The 21,644-nt window shown below is 66.8% G+C and carries 17 protein-coding genes; 4 read left to right on the top strand and 13 right to left on the bottom strand.

Translation table 11 applies throughout. The annotated features are described in order from the left end of the window. Positions 1 to 5: 5 nt before the first annotated feature. The gene (locus tag VF167_14605; GenBank protein ID HEX6926650.1) at positions 6 to 470 is read right to left on the bottom strand and encodes a carboxymuconolactone decarboxylase family protein; all 465 of its coding nucleotides are present in this window, start codon (positions 468 to 470) and stop codon (positions 6 to 8) included. Between the two features lie 324 nt (positions 471 to 794). On the opposite strand from VF167_14605, the gene VF167_14600 reads away from it, so the two are divergent. Beyond that, positions 795 to 1,703 (top strand): nucleoside hydrolase, encoded by a 909-nt coding sequence (locus VF167_14600; protein ID HEX6926649.1) that lies wholly within the window; start codon positions 795 to 797, stop codon positions 1,701 to 1,703. Between the two features lie 31 nt (positions 1,704 to 1,734). Here the strand turns inward: VF167_14600 and fahA are convergent, their stop codons facing one another. From fahA to hppD, 7 genes are all read right to left on the bottom strand, one after another. Next, on the bottom strand, positions 1,735 to 3,063 hold the full coding sequence (fahA, locus tag VF167_14595; protein ID HEX6926648.1) for a fumarylacetoacetase: 1,329 nt from the start codon (positions 3,061 to 3,063) through the stop codon (positions 1,735 to 1,737). Then, entirely contained in the window at positions 3,060 to 4,052 is a 993-nt protein-coding gene (locus VF167_14590) for a hypothetical protein (protein ID HEX6926647.1), read from the bottom strand. The genes fahA and VF167_14590 overlap by 4 nt, the downstream gene beginning before the upstream one ends. Positions 4,053 to 4,098: 46 nt before the next feature. After that, positions 4,099 to 6,171 carry an acetoacetate--CoA ligase gene (locus tag VF167_14585; GenBank protein HEX6926646.1) on the bottom strand — a complete coding sequence of 691 codons (2,073 nt, stop codon included), beginning with the start codon at positions 6,169 to 6,171 and terminating at the stop codon, positions 4,099 to 4,101. Then, positions 6,168 to 7,370: an aminotransferase class I/II-fold pyridoxal phosphate-dependent enzyme gene (locus VF167_14580; GenBank protein HEX6926645.1), complete on the bottom strand. Its 1,203-nt coding sequence runs from the start codon at positions 7,368 to 7,370 to the stop codon at positions 6,168 to 6,170. The genes VF167_14585 and VF167_14580 overlap by 4 nt, the downstream gene beginning before the upstream one ends. A 255-nt stretch (positions 7,371 to 7,625) precedes the next feature. Further along, the gene (locus tag VF167_14575; GenBank protein ID HEX6926644.1) at positions 7,626 to 8,819 is read right to left on the bottom strand and encodes a homogentisate 1,2-dioxygenase; all 1,194 of its coding nucleotides are present in this window, start codon (positions 8,817 to 8,819) and stop codon (positions 7,626 to 7,628) included. Between the two features lie 13 nt (positions 8,820 to 8,832). Then, positions 8,833 to 9,798, bottom strand: a complete 966-nt coding sequence (locus tag VF167_14570) for a phenylalanine 4-monooxygenase (GenBank protein ID HEX6926643.1) — start codon at positions 9,796 to 9,798, stop codon at positions 8,833 to 8,835. Between the two features lie 88 nt (positions 9,799 to 9,886). Then, on the bottom strand, positions 9,887 to 11,008 hold the full coding sequence (gene hppD / locus VF167_14565) for a 4-hydroxyphenylpyruvate dioxygenase (GenBank protein ID HEX6926642.1): 1,122 nt from the start codon (positions 11,006 to 11,008) through the stop codon (positions 9,887 to 9,889). Between the two features lie 154 nt (positions 11,009 to 11,162). On the opposite strand from hppD, the gene VF167_14560 reads away from it, so the two are divergent. After that, positions 11,163 to 13,979, top strand: coding sequence for a serine/threonine-protein kinase (locus VF167_14560; protein HEX6926641.1), 2,817 nt, complete (start codon positions 11,163 to 11,165; stop codon positions 13,977 to 13,979). A gap of 76 nt (positions 13,980 to 14,055) precedes the next feature. On the opposite strand, the gene VF167_14555 is transcribed toward VF167_14560, so the two are convergent. Continuing rightward, positions 14,056 to 16,644, bottom strand: coding sequence for a protein kinase (locus tag VF167_14555; protein HEX6926640.1), 2,589 nt, complete (start codon positions 16,642 to 16,644; stop codon positions 14,056 to 14,058). A 222-nt stretch (positions 16,645 to 16,866) separates the two neighbouring features. Here VF167_14555 and VF167_14550 point away from each other — a divergent pair, with 222 nt between their 5' ends. Both VF167_14550 and VF167_14545 read left to right on the top strand, forming a co-directional pair. After that, on the top strand, positions 16,867 to 18,006 hold the full coding sequence (locus tag VF167_14550) for a DSD1 family PLP-dependent enzyme (GenBank protein HEX6926639.1): 1,140 nt from the start codon (positions 16,867 to 16,869) through the stop codon (positions 18,004 to 18,006). 115 nt (positions 18,007 to 18,121) lie between these two features. After that, a complete protein-coding gene (locus VF167_14545; protein ID HEX6926638.1) occupies positions 18,122 to 18,940 on the top strand; it encodes an ATP-binding cassette domain-containing protein in 819 nt (272 codons plus the stop codon). 125 nt (positions 18,941 to 19,065) lie between these two features. Here VF167_14545 and VF167_14540 read toward each other — a convergent pair whose 3' ends face one another. From VF167_14540 to VF167_14525, 4 genes are all read right to left on the bottom strand, one after another. Further along, positions 19,066 to 19,479, bottom strand: coding sequence for a biopolymer transporter ExbD (locus VF167_14540; protein ID HEX6926637.1), 414 nt, complete (start codon positions 19,477 to 19,479; stop codon positions 19,066 to 19,068). A gap of 3 nt (positions 19,480 to 19,482) precedes the next feature. Next, positions 19,483 to 19,965 carry a biopolymer transporter ExbD gene (locus VF167_14535; GenBank protein ID HEX6926636.1) on the bottom strand — a complete coding sequence of 161 codons (483 nt, stop codon included), beginning with the start codon at positions 19,963 to 19,965 and terminating at the stop codon, positions 19,483 to 19,485. Positions 19,966 to 19,968: 3 nt separating this feature from the next. Next, on the bottom strand, positions 19,969 to 20,676 hold the full coding sequence (locus VF167_14530) for a MotA/TolQ/ExbB proton channel family protein (protein HEX6926635.1): 708 nt from the start codon (positions 20,674 to 20,676) through the stop codon (positions 19,969 to 19,971). A gap of 79 nt (positions 20,677 to 20,755) precedes the next feature. Further along, positions 20,756 to 21,508, bottom strand: coding sequence for a TonB family protein (locus tag VF167_14525; protein ID HEX6926634.1), 753 nt, complete (start codon positions 21,506 to 21,508; stop codon positions 20,756 to 20,758). Positions 21,509 to 21,644 lie beyond the last annotated feature (136 nt).

The following is a 21,644-nucleotide window of genomic DNA, read 5'->3' as shown; positions in this document are numbered from 1 at the left end:
ACCCGTCAAGCGGCTGCGGCGGCCGGCTGATAGGATCCCACCGGCGGCCGGAACGAGATGGCCAGCCGGTTCCAGCCGTTGATCGCTACCACCGCCATGGTCAGGTCGACGAGCTCCTTCTCCGAGAAGTGCTGCCGTACCTCCTCGTAGAGCTCGTCCGGGACTCCGTTTTCCGAGATCAGGGTGAGGGCTTCCGTCCAGGCCAGGGCAGCTCGCTCTCGCGGAGTGAAGAACGGTGTCTCGCGCCAGGCTGACACGGTGTACAGCCGCTGCTCGCTTTCCCCGAGCGCACGGGCGTCCTTGGAATGCATATCGAGGCAGTACGCGCATCCGTTGATCTGCGATGCGCGATATTTGACCAGGTGAAGTAGCTCATGCTCGAGCCCGCTCTCATGAACGTACCGCTCGAGGCCGAACATTGCCTGCAGCGCTCCAGGTGCGATTTCCCGATACGAGATCCTCTGCTCCATTTCGTTCCTCGTTCCTCCCGGTTGGGTCAAAGGTTCACCTCACCGCTTCCCCCGGCGTCTCCGGAGTTGCGGAACGAATCGCCGACATACCTTTGACGGGATTGCCCCCGCTGCCGTGACACTCACGGAAACGAGTACGTCGTGCCTGCCCACGCCGCGAATGGAGCTGGGAACAGGCGCCGGGTCCGTCCAGTCACCCTCCGAACGCGAGCAACACCGCCGGCACGATCCATGTTACCGTCACGATTACGCATTCTGTTCCCGATACTGCTGGCCGCGTCCTGCACGATGCAAGGTCCCACCTCCTCCGACCAACGGATTCGCGTGATTCTCGACACCGACGCGAACAACGAGGTCGACGATCAACACGCCATTGCCTACCTGCTCTTCAACGGCGATGTCTTCGACGTGGAGGGGATCACGGTCAACCGTACACGTGCCGGCGGCGGGGTCGAGCAGCACGTCGCCGAAGCGGAGCGGGTGGTTCGTCTGGCCGGGCTGGAAGGAAGGATCCCGGTACTGCCCGGCGCCGACGGGTCGTTCGAAGAGATAGCCCCTCACCTCGACGAGAACGACTTCGACGGCGATGCGGCGGTGAACTTCATCATCGAGCAGGCTCATGCCGAAGACGAGCGACCCCTGGTCCTCCTCCCGATCGGCAAGCTCACCAACATTGCGCTCGCTCTCGCGAAAGACCCTTCTATCGCTTCGAAAGTTCGTATCGTCTGGCTGGGCTCCAACTACCCGGATCCGGGTGAGTACAACCTCGAGAACGACCCGGCAGCCGTGAACTTCGTCCTGGATACGACTGCCGAGCTCGAGCTTGCGGTGGTGCGCTACGGCTACCCTTCGGGAACCGACGCCGTGCGGGCGACTCTGGAGGAGATCCGTGCCCGCATGCCCGGCAAAGGTCCCCGTGTCTCCCCACCGGTGACAGGCCGAAACGGCGGTCAGTTCAGCACCTTCGGAGATTACTCGGTCGATCTATTCGAGCACATCGAGCTGAACGGCGACCCTCCTTCGCGCGCTCTCTACGACCTGGCCGCGGTGGCCATCGTGAAGGACTCCTCCTGGGCCCAGGCGAGGCGGGTTCACGCCCCGCGCCTGCAGGTGGACGGATGGGCGGAGCGGCCGGGGAACCAGCACACCATCGTGGTCCGGGAGAATTTCGATCGGGAGTCGATCCTGGAGGACTTCTACCGAACGATGGAGCAGCCGGTGTTGGCTCGGTGAGGGGGAGCACGGGGTCAGGCCACAAACCGGATTACGCCGATGCATTCTCCGCGGGCAGCACGACACCCCGGCATTCGCCAAGGCCGATCCTGACCCACCCGTCCCGTTCGCAGTACCCGCGCAGGATCACCTCGTCCCCGTCTTCCAGGAAGGTCCGTTCCTCGCCGGAGGGCAGCCGGATCGGCCGCGTGCCCCCGCGCGTCAGCTCCAGCAGGCATCCGCCGGACTCCTCCTCGGGTCCGGAAATCGTGCCGCTCGCGATCAGGTCGCCCGTGCGCAGGTTGCAGCCATTGCTGGTGTGGTGGGCGAGCATCTGCCCGAATGTCCAGTACAGGTCACGGGTACGACCCACGGCAAGGCGCACCGGCGGCATCGCCATCTCCCGCATTCTCTTCGAGCTCAGCCACGCCTCCACCGTCACGTCGATGCCGCCGCGCGCCCGATCCGCTGCATCGTCCAAGTAGCCGAGCAGCGGGGAATCGTCGGGGCCGTGAGGAGTCAGAGGCGTACGGAAAGGCTCCAGTGCCTCCATGGTCACAACCCAGGGCGAGAGGGTGGTGGCAAAGCTCTTTCCCAGGAAGGGTCCCAGCGGCTGGTATTCCCAGGCCTGGATGTCCCGCGCCGACCAGTCGTTCACGAGGCAGATCCCGAACAGGTGTCGCTCGGCCTCGGCCAGCGGGACGGACCGGCCGAGATCGTTTTCCGTTCCCACCAGCGCGCCCACCTCGCCCTCGTAATCGAGACGCCTCGTCGGCCTGACAGTGGGCGGGCCGTCGCCGGCCGGAGCGCACTGTCCGCGCGGCCGGATTACCGGATGGCCGCTCGGCACCAGAGAGGAGGCTCTCCCGTGGTACCCGATCGGCAGCCATCGATAGTTGGGGAGGAGGGGATGATCGGGGCGAAGGATCCGCCCGACACGGGTCGCATGATGGATGGAGGCGTAGAAGTCGGTGTAGTCGCCTACCACGGCGGGCAGGAGAAGCTCTGCCTCCGCCTGAGGGGTGAGCAGGTCCCGGGTGGCCGCCTCGAAGTGTGACGCGCGCGGACCAGTGCGCAGGATCGCGCTGAGCTGCGCCCGCAGCGTCGAGGCGGGCGCGGCCCCGAGCGCCATCAGTGCGTTCAGTGACGGGGCGGCACAGGCCTCTGCGGCGACTCTCCCGTCACCCTCCAGAAGCCCCGCCGCCGCACAGCCCGCCACGTCGAGGATCATCTCGCCGATCGCCACCCCGACACGTGGCGCTTCGCTTGCCCCCCGCCGCCGATAGACGCCGAACGGCAGGTTCTGGATGGGAAAATCGGAATCGGTCGCGCCCGCGCCGGGTACCCACGAACGTAGATCGGGATCGTGCGTGTCGTTCATGGCGCCGCCTCCCGTTCGCTGCGTGAGCTTGCGCCCAGGGTCAGGGGGGCGAGCTCGTCCAGCGGCTCCCGGAAGGAGCACGAACCGAACGACACGAGCGATCGCTCCCGTACCCGGCGTACCTCGTCCAGCGTGAGGCGTTGCTCCCGCCAGGCGGCCGCTTCCTCACCGAGGTGGAAGGAGGCGATGTTGCTCTCCCGCAGCGCCTCCAGGACCAGGTTGTCTGGAGCGCCTCGGAGGATGAGCGCCGCAGCGAAGAGGAGGTCGAGGTAGCCGTACATGGTGGCCCTGGCGCTATCCGCCTCGTAGGTGAGCGGATACCGACCGGTTATCGGGTGGTGGAGTCCCGCGGTGGCCTTGAAGGGGAGATCCGCCTCGGCGCAACCCCGCAGGAAGCGCAGCAGTGCCTCCGGACGCGGGAACAGCTCTGGCCTCACTCCCCCGGTGCGCACCTTGGCGCACCCGCCGGCATCGCGGATAAGTCGGAGAAGACCACTCGCAATCAGCTCGCCCGGTTCGACCGGAACGTTGACGCCCGTCTCCCGGCGTTCGGGCCCGGCTGCTTTCCCTGGCTCTCCGCCCAGGGGAAGCTCCACGTAGATCTCGATGCGAGAGGGCAGCCCCGAAGCCACGGTTTCGAGTGCGCGGCGGATCTGCTCCTCGCCCCATCCTTTCAGCTCGAGCGAATCCACGGCAATGGCGCGGTGAGCCGCCTCCGGTCCCGCGTTGAACACCCGCACCCGTTCCAGGTCGCCCTCCAGGTCATTTTCCAGCAGGGCGCTGACGCGCCAGCCCGTAAACGTGCCTTCAGGATCCAGTCCGGCGATTGCTGTGGCCAGCTCGTGGAGCCGCACGGCGGGCGCAACGAAGCGACCCAGTGCCCACGCATCCACCCCGCTTCGGTAGGCAGCGTAGTTCTGCACCGCCGACCACATGGTCAGCGCTGCGGGCGGGAAGAGCCCGGCGTAATCGACGATGCCGCTGAGCAACACCCTCGCTGCCCGCGGTGGAGGGGGGCTTCGGCGGCCGTGCCCGTCAACCATCACCGGTTCGGGCGGCGAGGGACTCGAAAAAGTCCAGGGATTCCGGGTTGGCGAGGACATCGCGGTTGGCCACCGGCCGCTCATGGATTGCCTCGCGCACGGCGACCTCGCTGAGCTTTCCGCTGATCGTGCGGGGGAGGTCGGCCACCTCGAGGATCCGCTGCGGCACGTGGTGGGGACTCACTTTCTCCCGGATCTCACGCCGAATCCGGTCTTCGAGAGCCCGGTCGAGCGAGGCGCCGGGACGAAGACGGACGAAGAGGAGCACGCGAGTGTCCCCGGGCTCAGCACCGTCGACCTCCTGTCCCACTGCCAGGCACTCGAGCACCTCGGGTATGCGCTCGACCTGCCGGTAGATCTCCGCCGTGCCGATCCGCACGCCCCCCGGATTGAGGGTTGCGTCGCTGCGGCCGTAGATCACCCATCCGCCGTGTTCGGTCTCACAGGCCCAGTCTCCATGCCGCCACACCCCGGGGTAATGGTCAAAGTACGCGCGGCGGTACCTGGCCCCATCCGGGTCATTCCAGAACCCGATCGGCATGCTGGGGAACGGCCGGGTACAGACGAGCTCCCCCGGCGTGTTCACCAGCCGCCGCCCTTCGGGCGACCACACCTCGACCGACATCCCCAACCCGGCTCCCTGGATCTCGCCCCGCCGCACCGGGCGGGTCGGTACCCCCAGCACGAAGCAGGAGACGATGTCGGTCCCCCCGCTGATGCTGGCGAGGTGCACGTCGGCCTTGATCGATCGGTAGACGTAATCGAAGCTGCGGCCGGCGAGCGGGCTGCCAGTGGAGAGGATGGTCCGCAGGGCATCGAGGGAGTGCGTGCGGCCGGGATCCAGACCTTCCTTTTCGATCCGGGACAGGTAGGCTGCGCTCGTGCCGAAGACTGTCACGCGCTCGGCCTCGGCCATATCCCAGAGGATCTCCGGGCGGACGGGCCGAGAGCTGGAGCCGCGTCGCACTCCGGGCGCCAGCGCGGCGCCATCGTACAGGACCAGGGTAGCGCCGACCGCGAGTGCGGAGACGAGCCAGTTCCACATCATCCACCCGCAGGTGGTGAAGTAGAAGATCCGGTCGCCCGCGTGGAGGTCGGTGTGCAGCACCAGCTCCTTGAGGTGCTGCAGGAGGGTCCCGCCGGCACCGTGAATGATCCCCTTCGGCAGCCCCGTGGTTCCGGAGGAGTAGAGGATCGCGAGCGGGTGGTCAAACGGGAGTCGCTCGAAGCGTAGCTCCGCGCCCGGTTCGGAGCACAGCTCGTCCCAGCCCATCCCACCTGGCAGGCCGTCGGCGACCGTGCGGTCCCCCTCCTGACCGACCAGGACGGTATGCTCGATCGACGGGATGCGCCCCACGATCGTGCGCAGTCGCGAGCGGCAGTCGTTCCATCGGCCGAGGTAGCGGTAGCCCGTGCAGGCGAGCAGGACGCGCGGCTCGATCTGCCCGAAGCGGTCCACGACGGCGTCAACGCCAAAATCCGGTGAGGCGCTCGACCACACCGCGCCGACAGACGCCGTCGCCAGCATGCCGACGACCACCTCCGTCCGGTTGGGAAGGTACGCAGTCACCCTGTCGCCCCCCTCCACGCCAAGCGCGCGTAATCCCGCGGCGCAGCGGGCTACCGCTCGGCGCAGCTCATCGAAGGTCAGGGTGGCGCAGCGGCCTGTTTCGTCCCAGCTCACCAGCGCTGGCTGGTCGCCCCTCCCGCGCAGCAGGTTCTCGGCATAGTTGAGCCGGGTGCCGATGAACCAGCGCGGCCCCAGCTCAGGGTCTGGAGGAGCCATCCGGTCCAGTCCGAGGAAGGATCCGGGGTTGGTCGGATCGGGCGCTCCCTCCCCTACGATTCCGCAGTACTGCCATACCGCGGCCCAGAAGCGGCCGGGATCCCGCAGCGACCAGGCATGCAGAGCAGGGTAGTCGAGATAGTCACCGGACAAGCGGGTGGCGGGCGCTCCGAAAGCTTCTGCCACCCGAGCGAACTCGAGCAGGCGCACCCCCGCGCGGCGGGAGGCATCCGCCGCCCAGAGCACCTGCCCATCTACGGCCTCGACCGTCGCGCTCACGGGTGCGTTCCGGTACGAGCAGGCGGTGTCCGCATGCGCGCCAGCACCTCTTGAGCCCGGCCTGCCGCTTCCACCAGCCGATCTTCGGAAGTGGTCAGCGACACACGGAAGTAGCCGGCGCAGGAGTCGCCCAATCCGGATCCGGGGATGATCAGCACACCCGCCTTCTCCATCAACCGCTCTGCGAAAGCGATATCCGGCACGCCGTCGGGGAGGCGAATCCAGAGATAGATCGTTGCCCGGGGCGTCTCCAGCTCGAAGCCTGCGGCGCGCCACGCCGCGACCGCGGCATCTCGCCGCCGCCGGAAGCGCTCGACGTTCTGCGGCACGAACTCCTCCCAGCTCTCGAGCGCGGTCGCGCCGGCGGCCTGCACAGGCATGAAGTGCCCCATGTCGAAGAAGGTCTTGAGGTGGGAGAGCACCTCCGCACGCTCGGGGCGAGCCACCGCCCAGCCGAGACGCCAGCCGGTCATGTTGTACGTCTTGGATAGGGAGTGGAACTCGATCGCTGTCTCCCGCGCCCCGTCGATCTCCAGGATGCTAGGTGGCCGATACCCGTCGTACGCCAGCTCGCTGTAGGCGTTGTCGTAGAGGAGGAGGAGGTCGTGCTCGGTGCAGAAGCGGACGACGCTCTGGAGGTATTCGCGGGTTGCAATCGCGGTGGTGGGGTTGTTGGGATAGTTGAGGTAGAGGACGCGCGCGCGGACCAGCATGTCAGCGGGGACCTCCGAGAGATCGAGCAGGAAATCGTTGCGCGCGCGCAGCGGAACAAGGCACGGCGTCGCTTCGCTGATCAGCGTGCCGCCGAGGTAGGAGACGAACCCCGGATCGGGTACGATCGCCACGTCGCTCGGGGAGAGATAGCCGAGCGCGATGTGGCTGAGTCCCTCCTTGCTGCCGAGCAGGGGAACGACCTCGCGATAGGGATCCACCTCGAGGCCGAAGCGCTGGCGCATGAAGCGGGCGATCGCCTCCCGGAACGGCGGGTAGCCGAGGTCGAACCCGTAGCGGCTGAGCGAGGGATCTTCCGCGGCCGCCGCAAGCGCCTCTACCACCCCCGCCGGCGGCGGCAGATCGGCGTCCCCCGCCCCCAGGTCGATCAGATCCAACCCCGCCGCCCGCACCGCCGCTCTCCGCTCCGGCATGCGGTCGATCCAACTGTGCGGCAAGCGACGATAGCGCGGCGCGAGCGGAGGCATCTGACTTGATAATTTTGAATTTTGAATTTTGGATTTTGAATTAGGAATTACGAATTACGAATTACGGCCTTTCGTTTAAATGAAACCGGAGGTCATCCTGAGCGACAGCGAAAGATCGCGGGCCGGCACCATGCGATCCTTCGCTCCGCCCCTGCGGGGCGCCGCTCAGGGGACAGGTTCATAATTCGCAATTCGTAATTCGTAATTCGTAATTCGTAATTCGTAATTCGCGGCGGCCGGCGCGGAAATCGGACCTCACGTCTGCGCCGGCGCCGCCGCCGCGTGCTGCGCCTCCACCCACGACCTGTGATAGCTCGGGTCCTCGATCGCGAGCGCTTCCCGCGTCACCCGCAGTGGGCGGAAGGAGTCCATCATCACCGCCAGCTCGTCGGTGCGCTTCTGACCGAGCGCGGCCTCGGCGCGGCCGGGATGAGGGCCATGCGGGATCCCGTCCGGGTGGTGGGTGATGGAACCGAACTCGATCCCCTTCCGGCTCATGAACTCGTCGGAGGCGTAGTAGATCACCTCGTCGGAATCCACGTTGCTGTGGTTGTAGGGGATGGGGATCGCCTCCGGGTCGAAGTCGTACGGTCGGGGGCAGAAGGAGCAGATGACGAAGCCGTCGCCCTGGAAGGTCTGGTGCACCGGAGGCGGCTGGTGTACCCGCCCGACGATCGGCTCGAAGTCGTGGATGTTGAAGGCCCATGGGTAGAAGTACCCGTCCCACCCGACCACATCCAGGGGGTGGTGATCGAGGATCAACTCCGTGAGCCCATCGTACTGCTTGATCAGGATGGGGAAGGCTCCTCGCTCGTCGTATGTCCGTAGCTGCGTGGGCCGCCGGATGTCGCGCTCGGAGTACGGGGCGCCCTCGACGAGCTGACCGAACTCGTTGCGATACCGTTTCGGCCACCGCACGTGCCCCCGGCTTTCGAACACGAGCAGCTTGGGTGGGTCACCCTGAGCGTCGAACCGGTACCGGTGCAGGATGCCCCGGTGAATCACCAGGTAGTCCCCCTCGCGGAAGGGCAGGTCGCCGTACTGCGTCTCCAGCACCCCGCCCCCCTTGGCCACGTACACGACCTCGTCCGCCTGCGCGTTCCGGTAGAAGTGAGCGTCCTCTTCGTCCGGTTCCGCGTATAGCATGGCGATGTCGCCGTTGAACAGCAGCGGGATGCGGTCCAGCGTCGGGCTGCCGCCCCGGTCGACCCGGCGAGTCTGGAAATGCCGGTGACGGAGGGTGCCGTCGTCCTCGGCTTCGTAACGGATCTCTTTCAGCCGACGGGCCGATTCCACGGTGGTCGGCGGATGGATGTGGTAGAGCAGGGCAGAGGTTCCGGTGAATCCTTCATGCCCCACCAGTTGCTCGGAGTAGAGCCCTCCGTCGGGTCGCCGGAAGGCGATGTGCCGTTTGCGCGGAATCTGGCCGAGCGTGTGGTAGATCGGCATCGCGACCTCCGGGTCAGGGTTCGGGGACCGGTGAGGGCGATGCGCTATCCACCACGGGTCCCCCGGCTTCCAGGAAGCTCTCCAGGTCCAGCGCGCTGACCGCCGGTTCGCCCGGCGCCACGTTGTCGAGACGTCCCTTCATCATCCACTTCTCCAGTTCGCCCACCAGCTCGAAGAGGTGGTCGAAACCCTCCACGACGAAAAGCAGCGGCTGGTAGTGATCGATCTCGAAGGACTGGTTGATGACCCACTCGAGCTGGAAGGGGAATCGCTGGACCTCCGGAGATTCCACGCTGTGCTCGATCTCTCCGTAGGAGCTGAGCAGGCCGCTGCCGTATACCTTCAGCCGCCCGTTTTCGCGCATCAGCCCGAACTCCACGCTGAACCAGAAGAAGCGGGCCAGGGCTTTGATGATGCTGGTGACGCGGCGGAGGCGCTCGTCGTGGTCGGTCATTGCGGCGACGCGCCCCGCGGCGTTCCGGGCGAACTCGCCAAAGCGGACCAGCGCCTCGGCGAAGGCCGGATCCGTGTGCATCGGCACGTGGCCGGCGATGTCGTGAAAGATGTCCGGCTCGGGGAGGTAGTCGAGCGTGCGCCCGTCGCGTACGGTGATGGTGGTGGGGAATTCGCGCCTTCGCAGGCAGTCGAAGAAGAGGTACGCGGGCACGTAGCCGCTGACCGCCCTGGCTTTGAATCCGGTCCGCGGTTGCAGGAATCGGTTCACCTCTTCGAGCCGCGGCACGCGCTGCGGATCGAGCTCGAGCAGCGCCAGCCCCTCGAGATACCGGCGATTTCCGTAGCGCTCCCAGCGGTCGTGCATCCGGGCGTAGAGGCGGCTCCAGGCCTCGTGATTCGCCTCGGAATACAGCTCGTACGGCTGGTGGATGTAGAGCGTCCCGCTGGCCTGCGCGGCTTCGATGAAAGGAGCGCGTGTAGTGGTCAGTCCGGGAGGGACCTGCGTGGCGGTTCCTTCGTCCATCGTGCGGCTCCTGCGTAGGGGTATGCCTGTCCCCCGGGACCGCCCATTTCCGCGGCCGGCCGGGGTGGCCGGCGCGGCTTACGGGTCGTCAGAGGTTGCCTCGGCGAGCCTGTTCTCGTTCGATTGCCTCGAAGAGCGCCTTGAAGTTGCCCTTCCCGAAGCTGCGTGCTCCCTTGCGCTGGATGATCTCGTAGAAGACGGTGGGGCGGTCCTGCACCGGCTTGGTGAAGATCTGCAGCAGGTAGCCGTCCGGATCCCGATCGACCAGGACGCCCAACTCCGCGAGTGCCTCGACCGGCTCGTCGATCGTGCGGACGCGTGCCTGCAGCTCGTCGTAATAGGTGGTGGGCACGCTCAGGAACTCGACGCCACGGTCACGCAGCGAGGTGACTGTACCGAGGATGTCATCCGTCGCGACCGCGATGTGCTGCACCCCGGGCCCTCCGTAAAACTCCAGGTACTCGTCGATCTGGGACTTCTTCTTTCCGCGGGCGGGCTCGTTGATGGGGAACTTGATGCGCTCGTTGCCGTTGGCCATCACCTTCGACATCAGCGCCGAGTACTCCGTGCTGATGTCCTTGTCGTCGAAGGTGAGCAGGTTGCGGAAGCCCATCACCTGACTGTAGTACGCCACCCACCGATTCATCTGCCCGAGCTCGACGTTGCCCACGCAGTGGTCGACGTAGCGCAGCCCGACTTCTGGCGGTTGATAGTGCGGTGTGACCGCCTCGAAGCCGGGGAGGAAGAGTCCGTCGTAGTGGCGCCGTTCCACCAGCGAATGGATGGTGTCTCCGTACGTCTCGATCGCGGCGATCACCACCTCCCCGTGCGCGTCGCGAAGCACCTCCGGGGGCCGGGCCGAGCGCGCGCCGCGCTCGACCGCGACCTCGTAGGCCGCGCGAGCATCGTCCACCCAGAGCGCGAGGTCGCGAACCCCGTCTCCGTGCCGTCGGACGTGATCGGCGATCGGTGAGTCGGGGCGCAGCGCCGTGGTCAGAACGAAACGGATCTCCCCCTGTTGCAGCAGGTAGCTGGCCCTCTCCCGCACCCCGGTCTCGGGGCCGCGGTAGCCAACCAGCTGGAAGCCGAAGGCGGAGCGGTAGAAGTGGCTGGCCTGCCGGGCGTTACCTACGTAGAACTCGATGTGGTCGGTGCCGTTGATGGGGAAGGTGTCGGTCACGGCTTCCGACTGGGGGGCGGTCGCGGCCATCAGTCGCATCCGGGTTGGAGGATCCGATGCCGGCTCTGGTAGAGCCGATTGCTTCAGTATGTGTGCCAGCGGACTTGGACCGAGCCGGCTGTCGGATTATCATGCGAGAGGCTGATCCTGGCGCCGATTCCGTCCGCTGCCCCGGGTTCCTCTTATGGACGCAGCGAGGTGGAGGCAGACACGCTCCCTGTTCGACGAACTGGTACTGCTCGCTCCTGAGGAGCGAGCCGAGCGCCTTGCCGTCCTGGCGCACAGGGACCCGGACCTGCACGACGCGGTCGCGTCTCTGCTGGCTGCCGACGAGCGCAGTAGCGCGGGATTGGCCCCTCCGCTGGCGCCCCTTCCGGGGCAGGATCCCTTCGGTCTCGCGGGACAGACCGTCGCGCATTTCCGCGTCCTGGAGCCGCTCGGTGCAGGTGGGATGGGTGTGCTCTACCGGGCGGTGGATACGCGCCTGGGCCGCACGGTGGCGCTGAAGTTCCTTCTCCCGCACCTCACGCTGGATTCTTCCTCCAAGGAGCGCTTCCTCCGCGAGGCGCACCTCGCCGCCGCGCTCGACCACCCGAATCTCTGCACGATTCACGAGGCTTCAGAGAGCGAAGACGGCAGGCTCTTCCTCGCCATGCCCCTCTATCCTGGCGAGACGCTCCGCGCGCGTCTGTCGCGTGAGGGGAGCCTTTCGATCGATGAGACACTGAAGATTGCGCGGCAGGTCGCCGAGGGGCTCGCCTGTGCGCACGGCGCGGGGATCGTCCACCGTGACCTGAAGCCGGGCAACCTGATGCTGCTGCCGGACGGGACGGTAAAGATCCTCGATTTCGGGCTCGCCAGATCGGTAGATCAGCATCTGACCGGATCGGGAGTCCTGCTGGGAACCGCAGCCTACATGGCACCCGAGCAGATCGAGGGCCGCCAGTCGGATGGGCGGAGTGATCTGTGGGCGCTGGGTGTGGTGACCTACGAGATGTTGACCGGGCGCCGGCCGTTCGACGGCTCCAGTGAAACCGCCGTAGCACGGGCGATCCTGCACGACGAACCGACCACCCCGTCATCGTTGCGCAGCGGTATCCCGGCCGCGCTCGAAGAGCTGGTGCTGCTGCTCCTGTGCAAGGACCCCGAGCTGCGCGCCGGGAGCGCGGCGGAGCTGGCGGAGATGCTGGCTGGCATCGCTGCTGGCAGTGCCCGAGCGATCTCGCGTCCGCTCCGCCAGGCGAGGCCTCGTACCCGATGGACCGCCGTCCACCGCCGCGCTGCGGCCGGGGCCGGGGTGGTCACGCTGGGAGCGCTCCTCTGGATCGTTGGCACGGCGCGGGAAAGCGGCCGGGAGACGCTGAATCCGCGTCTTGTAGTGGTCTCGCCGTTTCTGAACCTGACCGGCGATCCGTCCCTGGATATCCGCGGTCAGATGGCGGCCCATTGGATCACGCTGGGGCTCACCGAACACTCCATCGCCGAGGTTGCGGACTATTCTCTTGGCGAGCCGCCGGTCCGGAACGCCGCCATGCTGGAGGCGCTAGCCCGGGAGACTGGTGCGGGACTCGTGGTCACTGGAAGCTATCACCGGCAGGGCGACGACCTCCTGATGATCGCGAGGATCACGGACGCCGAGGAGGGAACGGTGCTTCGGGAGCTGGGGCCATTTCGCGGCACGGTCAACGGCCCACTCGAGGAGGTGGAACACCTCCGGAACGAGGTACTCGGAGCGCTCGCGATGCACCTGGACCCAGCCAACCCTCTGGAGCAGGTCGCCGGCCAGTCGCCGCCATCGTACGACGCCTACCGGGCGTACCTCGAGGCCTTCGCGGAACTCCAGCGCTCCGATTTCGGAGCCTGGATGGAGGGGACGCGTCGGGCGCTCGCTCTCGATTCCACCTTCCTTCAGATCCTGGACGAGCTGACCTGGAGCTACATCGGCCTTGGTGACTGTGCCCCTATCGACTCGATCTGGCGTGAGCTGCAGCTCCGACGCGATCGGGTACCCGAGACGATCCGACTGGAAGTCGCTCAGACGCAGGCGCTGTGTCACCGCAGTTACGAAGCTGCCTGGGATATCGGTCGACGCGTGCTCGCCCTCAAACCGGCATCCGCCCAAGCCCAACTCCGCCTGGCCTTTGCCGGCGTCTGGTCGGGGCGGCTGCGGGAGTCGGCGGAGCTCTTCCGCAACATGGATCTCACCCGGGGGCTGCACGTCAACAACCCTTTCACCGACGAAGTCCACATCGAAGTGCTTCACCTCCTCGGGGATAACGAGGGGGCAATCCGGGTCGCCGAGCAGGCCCGCCAGCGACATCCTGAGTTCGTGCGCAACTTCTACTTCGGACTGGCCTCCCTGGCCGCTCTCGGCCGGGTGGAGGAGATCGAGCTGCGGATGGCGGAGGCGCGGCGCACCACCCTCCCGGGGGGTGGCGCCGACACCTATCGCGACATGGCCGACGAGCTTGCGTGGCACGGCCACGAGGCTGCCGCGCGCCGATTCGCTGCACTCGCGCTTCAGGGCTTTCAGCAGCTTCCGGATTCTGTGCAGCGGACACCGTTCTACCGCGTGGCTCGCGCCGGGGCGCTGCTGCATCTGCAGCGCTGGCGGGAGATGAGAGCTGCCGTGGACAGCATCTTCCTCCCTCCCGATCGATGGCTCGTCGGCAGCCCCCAAACCGCCAATCAAGGTCTGGTGCTGGCGCTGCGGGGTATCGCCGCCGCGAAGATGCGCGACGATGCGGGGGTCCGCGCGGCCCTCGAGGGGATCGCGCGCCTGCCGGGTGATCAGGGGCCGCACTACTACATGGCACACGAAATCTGGGAGGCTCAAATCCTCGCAGCTTCGGGCGACAAGGAGGCGGCGCTACGTAAGCTACGGGAGGGAAGGGATCGCGGCGGGCTGCCTCGTTCCGACCCGCGGATCACGCACGACGAGCCCGGATTTCGGGATCTGTGGCACGATCCTGCCTTCGAGGCGCTCTTCGCGATGCGCTAGCGTCGCGGTGAAAGGCACGATACCCGATTCGCTCGATCTATTTGGCCATGTCGGGTGGGTTACCGCGACGGCCCCGTCAGCCCCGCTCCGTCCAGATCCTCCGCCGGAGTGCCACCAGGCGCGGGTGATTCCCGAGATCGTCGAACCAGGGCTCGGAGAGCGTGTTCGGCAGGAAGGGGTCGCGCAGGCGCGCAGCCTTCTCCAGCTCGGTCAGAGCTTCCTCGTCGGCTCCGAGGGCATGCAGGATCCCTGCACGCATGCCCGGGCACCTCACCGAATCCGGCCCCCCGCACGCCGCTTGAACCCTCCAGAGAGCTTCCTCGCGTCGACCTCGAAGCGCGAAGTCCCATCCTTCCAGGATGGCCAGATGCGGAGCGCCTTCCGCCGTCAGCGGCCTGACCCGTTCAATCGTCTGTCGCAAGCGCAGCGTATCTCGGAGGATCGCGTACACGAGTCCCTGCCCGTAGATTGGGAGCCAGAGAGTGGGGTCGCGCCGCATCACTTCCCCGTATTGCGCCAGCGCCTCGCTGTACCGCTGCTGGTCGAACAGCGCCCAGCCGATCTGGGTTCGCGCGTAAAGGTTGTCGGGACTCTCTTCCGCCACCTGCAGGAACTGCTGCATCGCCTCCTGCGGACGCCTCAGCACGCGCAGCAGTATGCCATAGTTCTGCTTCGCCGGGTTCGAACGCGGGTCCAGCGAGAGCGCGCGGATGAATTCCGCCTCGGAGCGCTCCCATTCCCAACGAAGCATCGCCACCATGGCGATCGCTGCGTGGGCCTCGGCAAGATCCTCATCCAGCGCCAGCGCGGTCTCCCCAGCCACGGCGCAGGGCTCCAGGCTCTCCACCATCAGCGCTACGAATGCTGAAACACACGCTTCGGATTTGGCGGCCCACGCCAGCGCGAAGTCCGGGTCCAGCGCGATTGCCCGATCGAAGGCATCGAGGGCGATCTCCAGGTCTGCAGGGGTGAGCTGGCGGGCGTGGAACAGTCCCTCCCAGTAGGCCTCGAGAGCACCCGGATCGTCGGTGGCGGCCTGCGCGAGATTCCGTTGCTCCTCGGTAGAGAGCGTGATACCCAGCTCCGCGGCAACCGCGGTCGCAATTGCGCGATGCAGGGTCAACAGCCCGGCTGCGTCCGAATCGTACACCTCGGCCCACAGCAGGCCGCCGTCGACGGGATCGATCAACCGTACATTGACGCGCACGCCGGAGCTCGTCTGCTGGACCGTCCCCTCCAGCAGCCTCGCGACACCGAGTGAGTCCGCAATTGCCCTGGGCGGTTCGGCGCGCTCGGCATACTGAGCCACCGCCCCCTGGCTCGCTACGCGCAGGCGCCTGAACTTGGTGAGCTGGGTCACCACGTCTCCGTGCAGGCCGGCGATGACCGCGTCGGACTTCGCGTCCGGAGAGAGGTTGGTGAAGGGGAGCACGGCGATCGACACCGGATCGCCAGCGCTCCGGGCGCGATACGCGTCGACCCCGAGGGTGACTACAAGAGCTGCCGCCAGGAGGGCAACGCCTCCGATCAGCGCGGCTGTCCAGCGACGCTGGGGACGGGTGCCACGCCAACCGCCATGCCCTCCCGCGCCGGCTGGAACCCCTCCCAGCAGGCTCGTCGCGCCGTGCCGAACTTCAGACAGCGCCTCCGCGAGCGCCTGGGCCGACGGATACCGCCGATCGGGGTCCTTCTCCAGGAGTCGCAGGACGCAGGTATCCAGGGAGGCAGGAAGATCGGGTCGCAGGTTCGATGGCGGAATGGGAGCGGTGGTGAGCACGCCGTGGTAGATGGCGGCCTCCGACGCCCCGCCGAACGGACGACGCCCCGTCAACATCTGGTAGAGGATGGCCCCGACCGCCCAGAGATCCGCTCGTTCATCGACCCTCTCTCCCCTGAGTTGCTCGGGAGCCATGTACGCGAGCGTTCCCATGGCGACTCCGGGCCCGGTCAGGCTGAGCTCATCTGAACGAGCGAGTCCGAAATCAAGCAGCTTGGGCGGACCGTCACGGGGCAGCATGATGTTCGCTGGCTTGAGGTCCCGGTGTACCACTCCCGCGGCGTGGGCCCGCGCCAGACCCGCAGTCACCTGCTCCGCAATCGCTACCGCTTCGTCAATCTCGAACGCCCCGTCGCGCTCCATCCGAGCAGCCAGCGTCTCGCCCTCGTAGAGCGCCATTGCGATGAACAGCTGCCCTTCCGGAGTCTCCCCGATCTCGTAGATCGTGCACAGGTTGGGATGGTCCACTGCCGCGAGCGCGCGCGCTTCACGAAGAAAGCGCTCGCGGGAACGAGGATCGAGGCGGGTGTGGGGAAGAGGAAACTTGAGGGCGACAGGCCGACCCAGCCGGCTGTCGTCGGCGCGGTAGACCGCTCCCATTCCGCCCGAGCCGAGCGGTTCGAGGATGCGGAAATGGGACAGATGGCGACCGGTCAGGCCCAGCCAGTCCGCGCCTTCGTTGAGGTTCGGGCGAACCGCCTCTCCAGGCACGGCAGGCCGGATGGGCCCGCTGCTGCGCTTATCCCCGGAGAGCAAGCTAGCGAGGAGATCGCGCAGCACGGGTTCTTCGACGGCAATCAGGGCCAGGCGTCTCTCTCGTGCCTGGGGCTCGAGCTCGACCAGCTCGTCGAAGAGCGTCCGGACCCTTTGCCACTGCTCCGGTTCCATGGCCCGCAAGGGGTGCGGGGAGGGTGGGCGCGAACAGCGCGGAGGGCGCACTCGGAAGGAAGCGTCGCAGCTTGTCACGATAGATGCGCCATCCGCGGGGTTCAAGTACTTTGTGCCCCCTGCTACGCCGCGATCACCTTGTCACCTCGTCACCCCGTCACTCCTTCTCCCCTTGTCTCCTTCTCTCCTGGTCTCCTCGCGAACTCCGCCCCGAAGATGCCCATGTCCAACCCCCTCGCTGAGCTGCCGACTCCCAGCCTGGTGCTGGACGAAGCGCGCATGCTCCGCAACATTCAGCGGCTGCGTCGGCGCCTGGACGACCTGGGGGTTCCCCTGCGACCTCACCTCAAGACGGCGAAGTCGGTGGAGGTCGCCCGTCGTGTGCTCAAGAACGAAGACGGACCGGCCACGGTATCTACGCTCAAGGAAGCCGAGGTCTTCGCGCAGGCGGGTGTGCGCGACATCCTCTATGCGGTGGGCATCGCGCCGCAGAAGTTGCCGCGCGTCCTCGCGATTCGGGCCTCGGGCTGCGACCTCGCGGTCATTGCGGATTCGCCTGAGCAGGCCGCCGAGGTCGCGCGTGCCGCGCGGGAAGCGAACGACCCGATCCCCACGCTGATCGAGATCGACTCGGACGGTGTGCGTGCCGGTGTGAACCCTACCGATCCGGTGCTGATCGAGATCGGCCGCCTCCTGACGGAAGGCGGGGCCGACCTGCGTGGGGTGCTTACACACGCCGGGGGGAGCTACCGGGCGTCCACCCCGGAGGCGCTGACCGCCTTCGCCGAGCGCGAAAGGCACGCGGCGGTCACCGCCGCCGAGGCGCTGCGAGCCGCGGGGCTCCCCGCGCCGGTGGTGAGCGTGGGCTCGACGCCGACCGCCCACTTCGCGCGTGATCTCAGCGGTGTCACCGAGGTGCGCGCGGGCGTTTTCGTTTTCATGGATCTGATGATGGCGGGCATCGGCGTCTGCAGCCTCGACGACATCGCCATCTCCGTGCTGGCCACGGTGATCGGCCATCAGCGCGGGCGCGGCCAGATCATCGTGGACGCGGGGTGGATGGGTCTGTCGCGGGACCGCGGCACGGCCAGCCATGCGGTCGACCAGGGATACGGGCTGGTGTGCGACGTGGACGGGCGCGTGATGGATGACCTGATCGTGGCGAATGCTACCCAGGAGCACGGCATCGTCAGCGTGCGGCCGGGTCAAAAAGGAGCACCTCCGGAGCTGCCCGTGGGCAGCCGCCTGCGCATCCTTCCCAACCACGCCTGCGCCACGGCCGCGCAGTTCGACGGCTACGAGGTAATTCCCGCCGACGGCTCGAGCGAGCTGCAACACTGGCCGAGCTTCCGCGGCTGGTGATCGCAGGTGCCAACGACAGCGGACGCGATCGCTCCGGACGGACCCCGACCATCGACTCGCTACTCCTGAACCCGCTTCAGACTCCGTACTTCCGAACCCGACGACCGAATTGTAGATGTCTGCCGAACCCGTTCTCGAGCTCGACCGTGCCACGCTGATCAAGGGTGGGCGTGCCGTGCTCGACGAGGTCACCCTCACTGTCTTCTCGGGCGAGCACCTGGCCATCGTCGGCCCCAACGGGTCGGGCAAATCCTCGCTCATCCAGCTCCTCACGCGAGAGTGCTATCCGGTGTTCCGGCGCGATGGGATTTCGCCGGTGCGGCTCTTCGGCCGTGATCGCTGGGACGTCACCGAGCTGCGCACCCGCCTGGGGATCGTTTCCCCCGACCTCCACCAGCGCTTCGTGAACGGATCCGCCATCGGGCACCTGCGGGCGCTGGAAGCGGTGGTCTCGGGCTTCTTCGCCAGCGAGATGCTCTTTCTGCACCACCGCGTCACGGAGTCGATGCGGGAGCGGGCCCGACGGGCCCTGGAGCGAATCGCCGCCGCACACCTCGCGGACCGGCCGGTGAACGAGATGTCGACCGGTGAGGCGCGTCGGGTGTTGATCGCCCGCGCGTTGGTGAACGAGCCTCGGGTCCTGGTGCTGGATGAGCCGACGACGGGCCTCGACCTGGTGGCGCGCAGCGAGTTTCTCTCCGATCTGCGCCGCATTGCCGCAGACGGCACGACGCTCTTGCTCATCACCCACCACGTGGAGGAGATCTTACCGGAGATCGAGCGGGTGTTGCTGCTGCGAGAGGGAAGGGTAGTGGCCGACGGGAGGAAGGAAGAGGTGCTCACCTCGGAGCGTCTCAGCGGTGCGTTCGGACATCCGTTGGAGGTGCACCGCGAGGGAGAAGAGTACCGGCTGGGGATTGCGCGAAAGGGTTAGGAACGGGATAGCTCGTCAGCCCGTGGCAAAACATAGAAAACGCGAAAGATCGTCTTGGGGCACCGACGGCAACCCCGCGACGATCTTTTGCGTTTTCCGGCTAGTACGGACCGATCGAGACCGGCTTACTGGTTTGGCGCCCTTGGCACCAAACCCACGACCTCAATGCCGGCTGCCCGCGCAGCGTCAACCGCGAACACCACCTGGCCGTAGGCGATTTCCTCCGCACCCTTCACGAAAATCACCTTCCGCGTCCGCGGGGCGAAGATCTCGTTCAACCGCCCCTGGAGGTTGGCGGCCGAGACCGGCTGCTGGTTGATCGCGAACTGATTCCCAGGCAGTGCCTCGAGCACGATCTGGTCGACGTTCTGCGCGGTGGGCGTCTCCTCAATCGGCGGCACCTGTACGCTGAGACCCTTCTGCAGACCCTGCTGGACCACCATGAAGATGATCAGCAGCACCAACAGAATGTCGATCATCGGCGTCATGTTGATGTCCGACGTGGGGCCTCCCTTGGAACCACCAACTGCCATTGCCATCGGTTACCTCCTTGGTTCCGCAGCTTCGGAAGCCGCCGTCTCGGTAATGGCGCCGATGCGCCGAACCCCGGCCGCACGCGCTGCATCGATGGCGGTCAGTACAACGCTGTACTCCACGCCGACGTCGGCCTTGAGGTACAGCACGTGGTCGCCTGGCCGGGTCGCATAAGCGGCTCGCAGCGCGTCCGCGAGTTGCTCTGGCGGAACGACCCCGGCCGACTCCTCGACGTGATAGCGCCCCTGCGCGTCGATTCCGAGTGTGACCCGGTCGTCCTTCTCCGGGCCCGCCGTGTACGCCTTGGGCAGGGTCAGGGCGTACCCCGCCAGGGCTGGCGTGATGACCATGAAGATGATCAGCAGCACCAGCATGACGTCGATCATGGGGGTGACGTTGATCTCCGCGTTCACGTCAGCCCCTTCGACTCCCGCAATCTTGGGGAGAGGAGAGCCGCCAAAGGCGGCAGCGCTATCCAACTTCGCAGCCACGGCTCAGTCCCCAGCGAACGCCGCGCGCCGACCGCCCCGGGCCTCCCGCTGCGCCTCGCGCGTCATCATCCAGTCGATCATCTCACGACCAGCATACGCCAGCTCGGAGAAGAGCGTCTCCAGCCGGGAGCTGAAGTAGTTGTACAGCCACACCGCCGGAATCGCCACGAGCAGACCGACCGCGGTGGTGATCAGCGCCTCGGCGATACCGGCCGAAATCGCCTCGAGGCCCGCGCCCGAAGTGGCCATTCCTTGGAAGGCGTTCACGATACCCATGGTGGTACCGAGCAGGCCCACGAACGGTGCCGTAGCGCCGACCGTCGCGAGCACGCCCAGGCCCGACTTGAGCTCGTTCGCGAGCAGGATCTGCTCGCGCTCGATCGAGCGTTCGGCGGAGGTGATCGCCGCGCCGGCGACCTCCGGGTTGTCCAGCAGGGGCGCTACCTCGCGCAGCGACTCACCCAGAACCCGCGCGACATGGGACTTGCCGTACTGCTCGGTGAGCTCGAGGGCCGTTCCCACATCTTCGGCCTCCAATGCCGCGGAGAACTGAGGGGCGAACTGGGCGGTCGCACGTGCCATCCGCCGGAAGCGGATCAGTTTCGCCACGGCAACGGAAAGCGAGATGATGCTCATCAGGATCAGGACGAACGCGATGCCCCTGGCGAACCAGCCCATGTGCGCCCAGAGCTCCGTCAACGACATCTGCATGGTAGTTCTCCGTCGGTGTGTGAGTGTTCAGCTCTCGTCGAGCCGTACGGCTCAACTCTGAGCCGTGCTACTGGGATCGTCAGCGCTGCGGTTGCCAGGTAATCGGCATCCGCACCAGTACCCGGACCTCTTGGTCCCGGTAGATGCCCGGCCGGAACCGGAAGCGCTCCACGACTTGGCGCGAAACGCTCTCGAACTGCGGGTGGGTGGCGTTGAGAACCTCGACCGTCTGGGGGTTCACAGTGCCATCCGCCTCCACCACGAACTGCAGGGTGACCGTGCCGCCGATCCCCGCGTCCTGTAGATTCCGCGGGTAGTTGCGCTCCATGTAGCTGGCCACCTGATTCTTATTGCGGAGCTCTGGCGGACGCTGCAGGACGCCCACTTCGAACGCGTGGGTTGCGAGGCTGTCGGCCAACGACAGGTCCTGCGGGGTGCCGCCTTCGACACCGTCCGCGGTACCACCAGCTTCACCGATGCCGCTGAAGTCCTCGGGATTGACCGGTGGCAGAGTAGGGTCGACCTCCGGGATCACCGCCGGCGGCTCGATCGGCGGGACGAGCTCCTGGAATCCCTGCGGCGGCGGCGGAACGGTTGTCTCCTGTACCGGCGGAGGCGGCTCCGGCGTCGTTGGCTCGGGCGCGGGTGGCTCCTCCGGAATCTCGAAGAACGTAATCTCCTCCTCCTCCACCGCTGCCTCAGCCGGTGCGGTGACCGAGGCATAGACGGCACCGGCCAGCAGGAGCGCGTGCACCACGACAGAGACACCGATGGTCGTGGGCGACCATTGGCGACGTCCTCGAGGCTGCGATGCTACGAGCTTGTTAAACATTCGAACCTCCGGTCCGCGCCGCCGGGGCGCGGGGGTGGGGAAAGGAACCAACCGCCGGAGCGGCTGGGGCGATCACTTGCTGCCGATGAACCTCGCGGGCAACGCCACTCTGAAAAGAATGGACGAGCGAGAGTCC

The sequence above is a fragment of the Longimicrobiaceae bacterium genome (assembly GCA_036375715.1).
Lineage (GTDB): Bacteria > Gemmatimonadota > Gemmatimonadetes > Longimicrobiales > Longimicrobiaceae > DASVBS01.
Note: the sequence above shows the minus strand (reverse complement) of the source record. Positions and strands in the feature narration are given on the sequence as shown.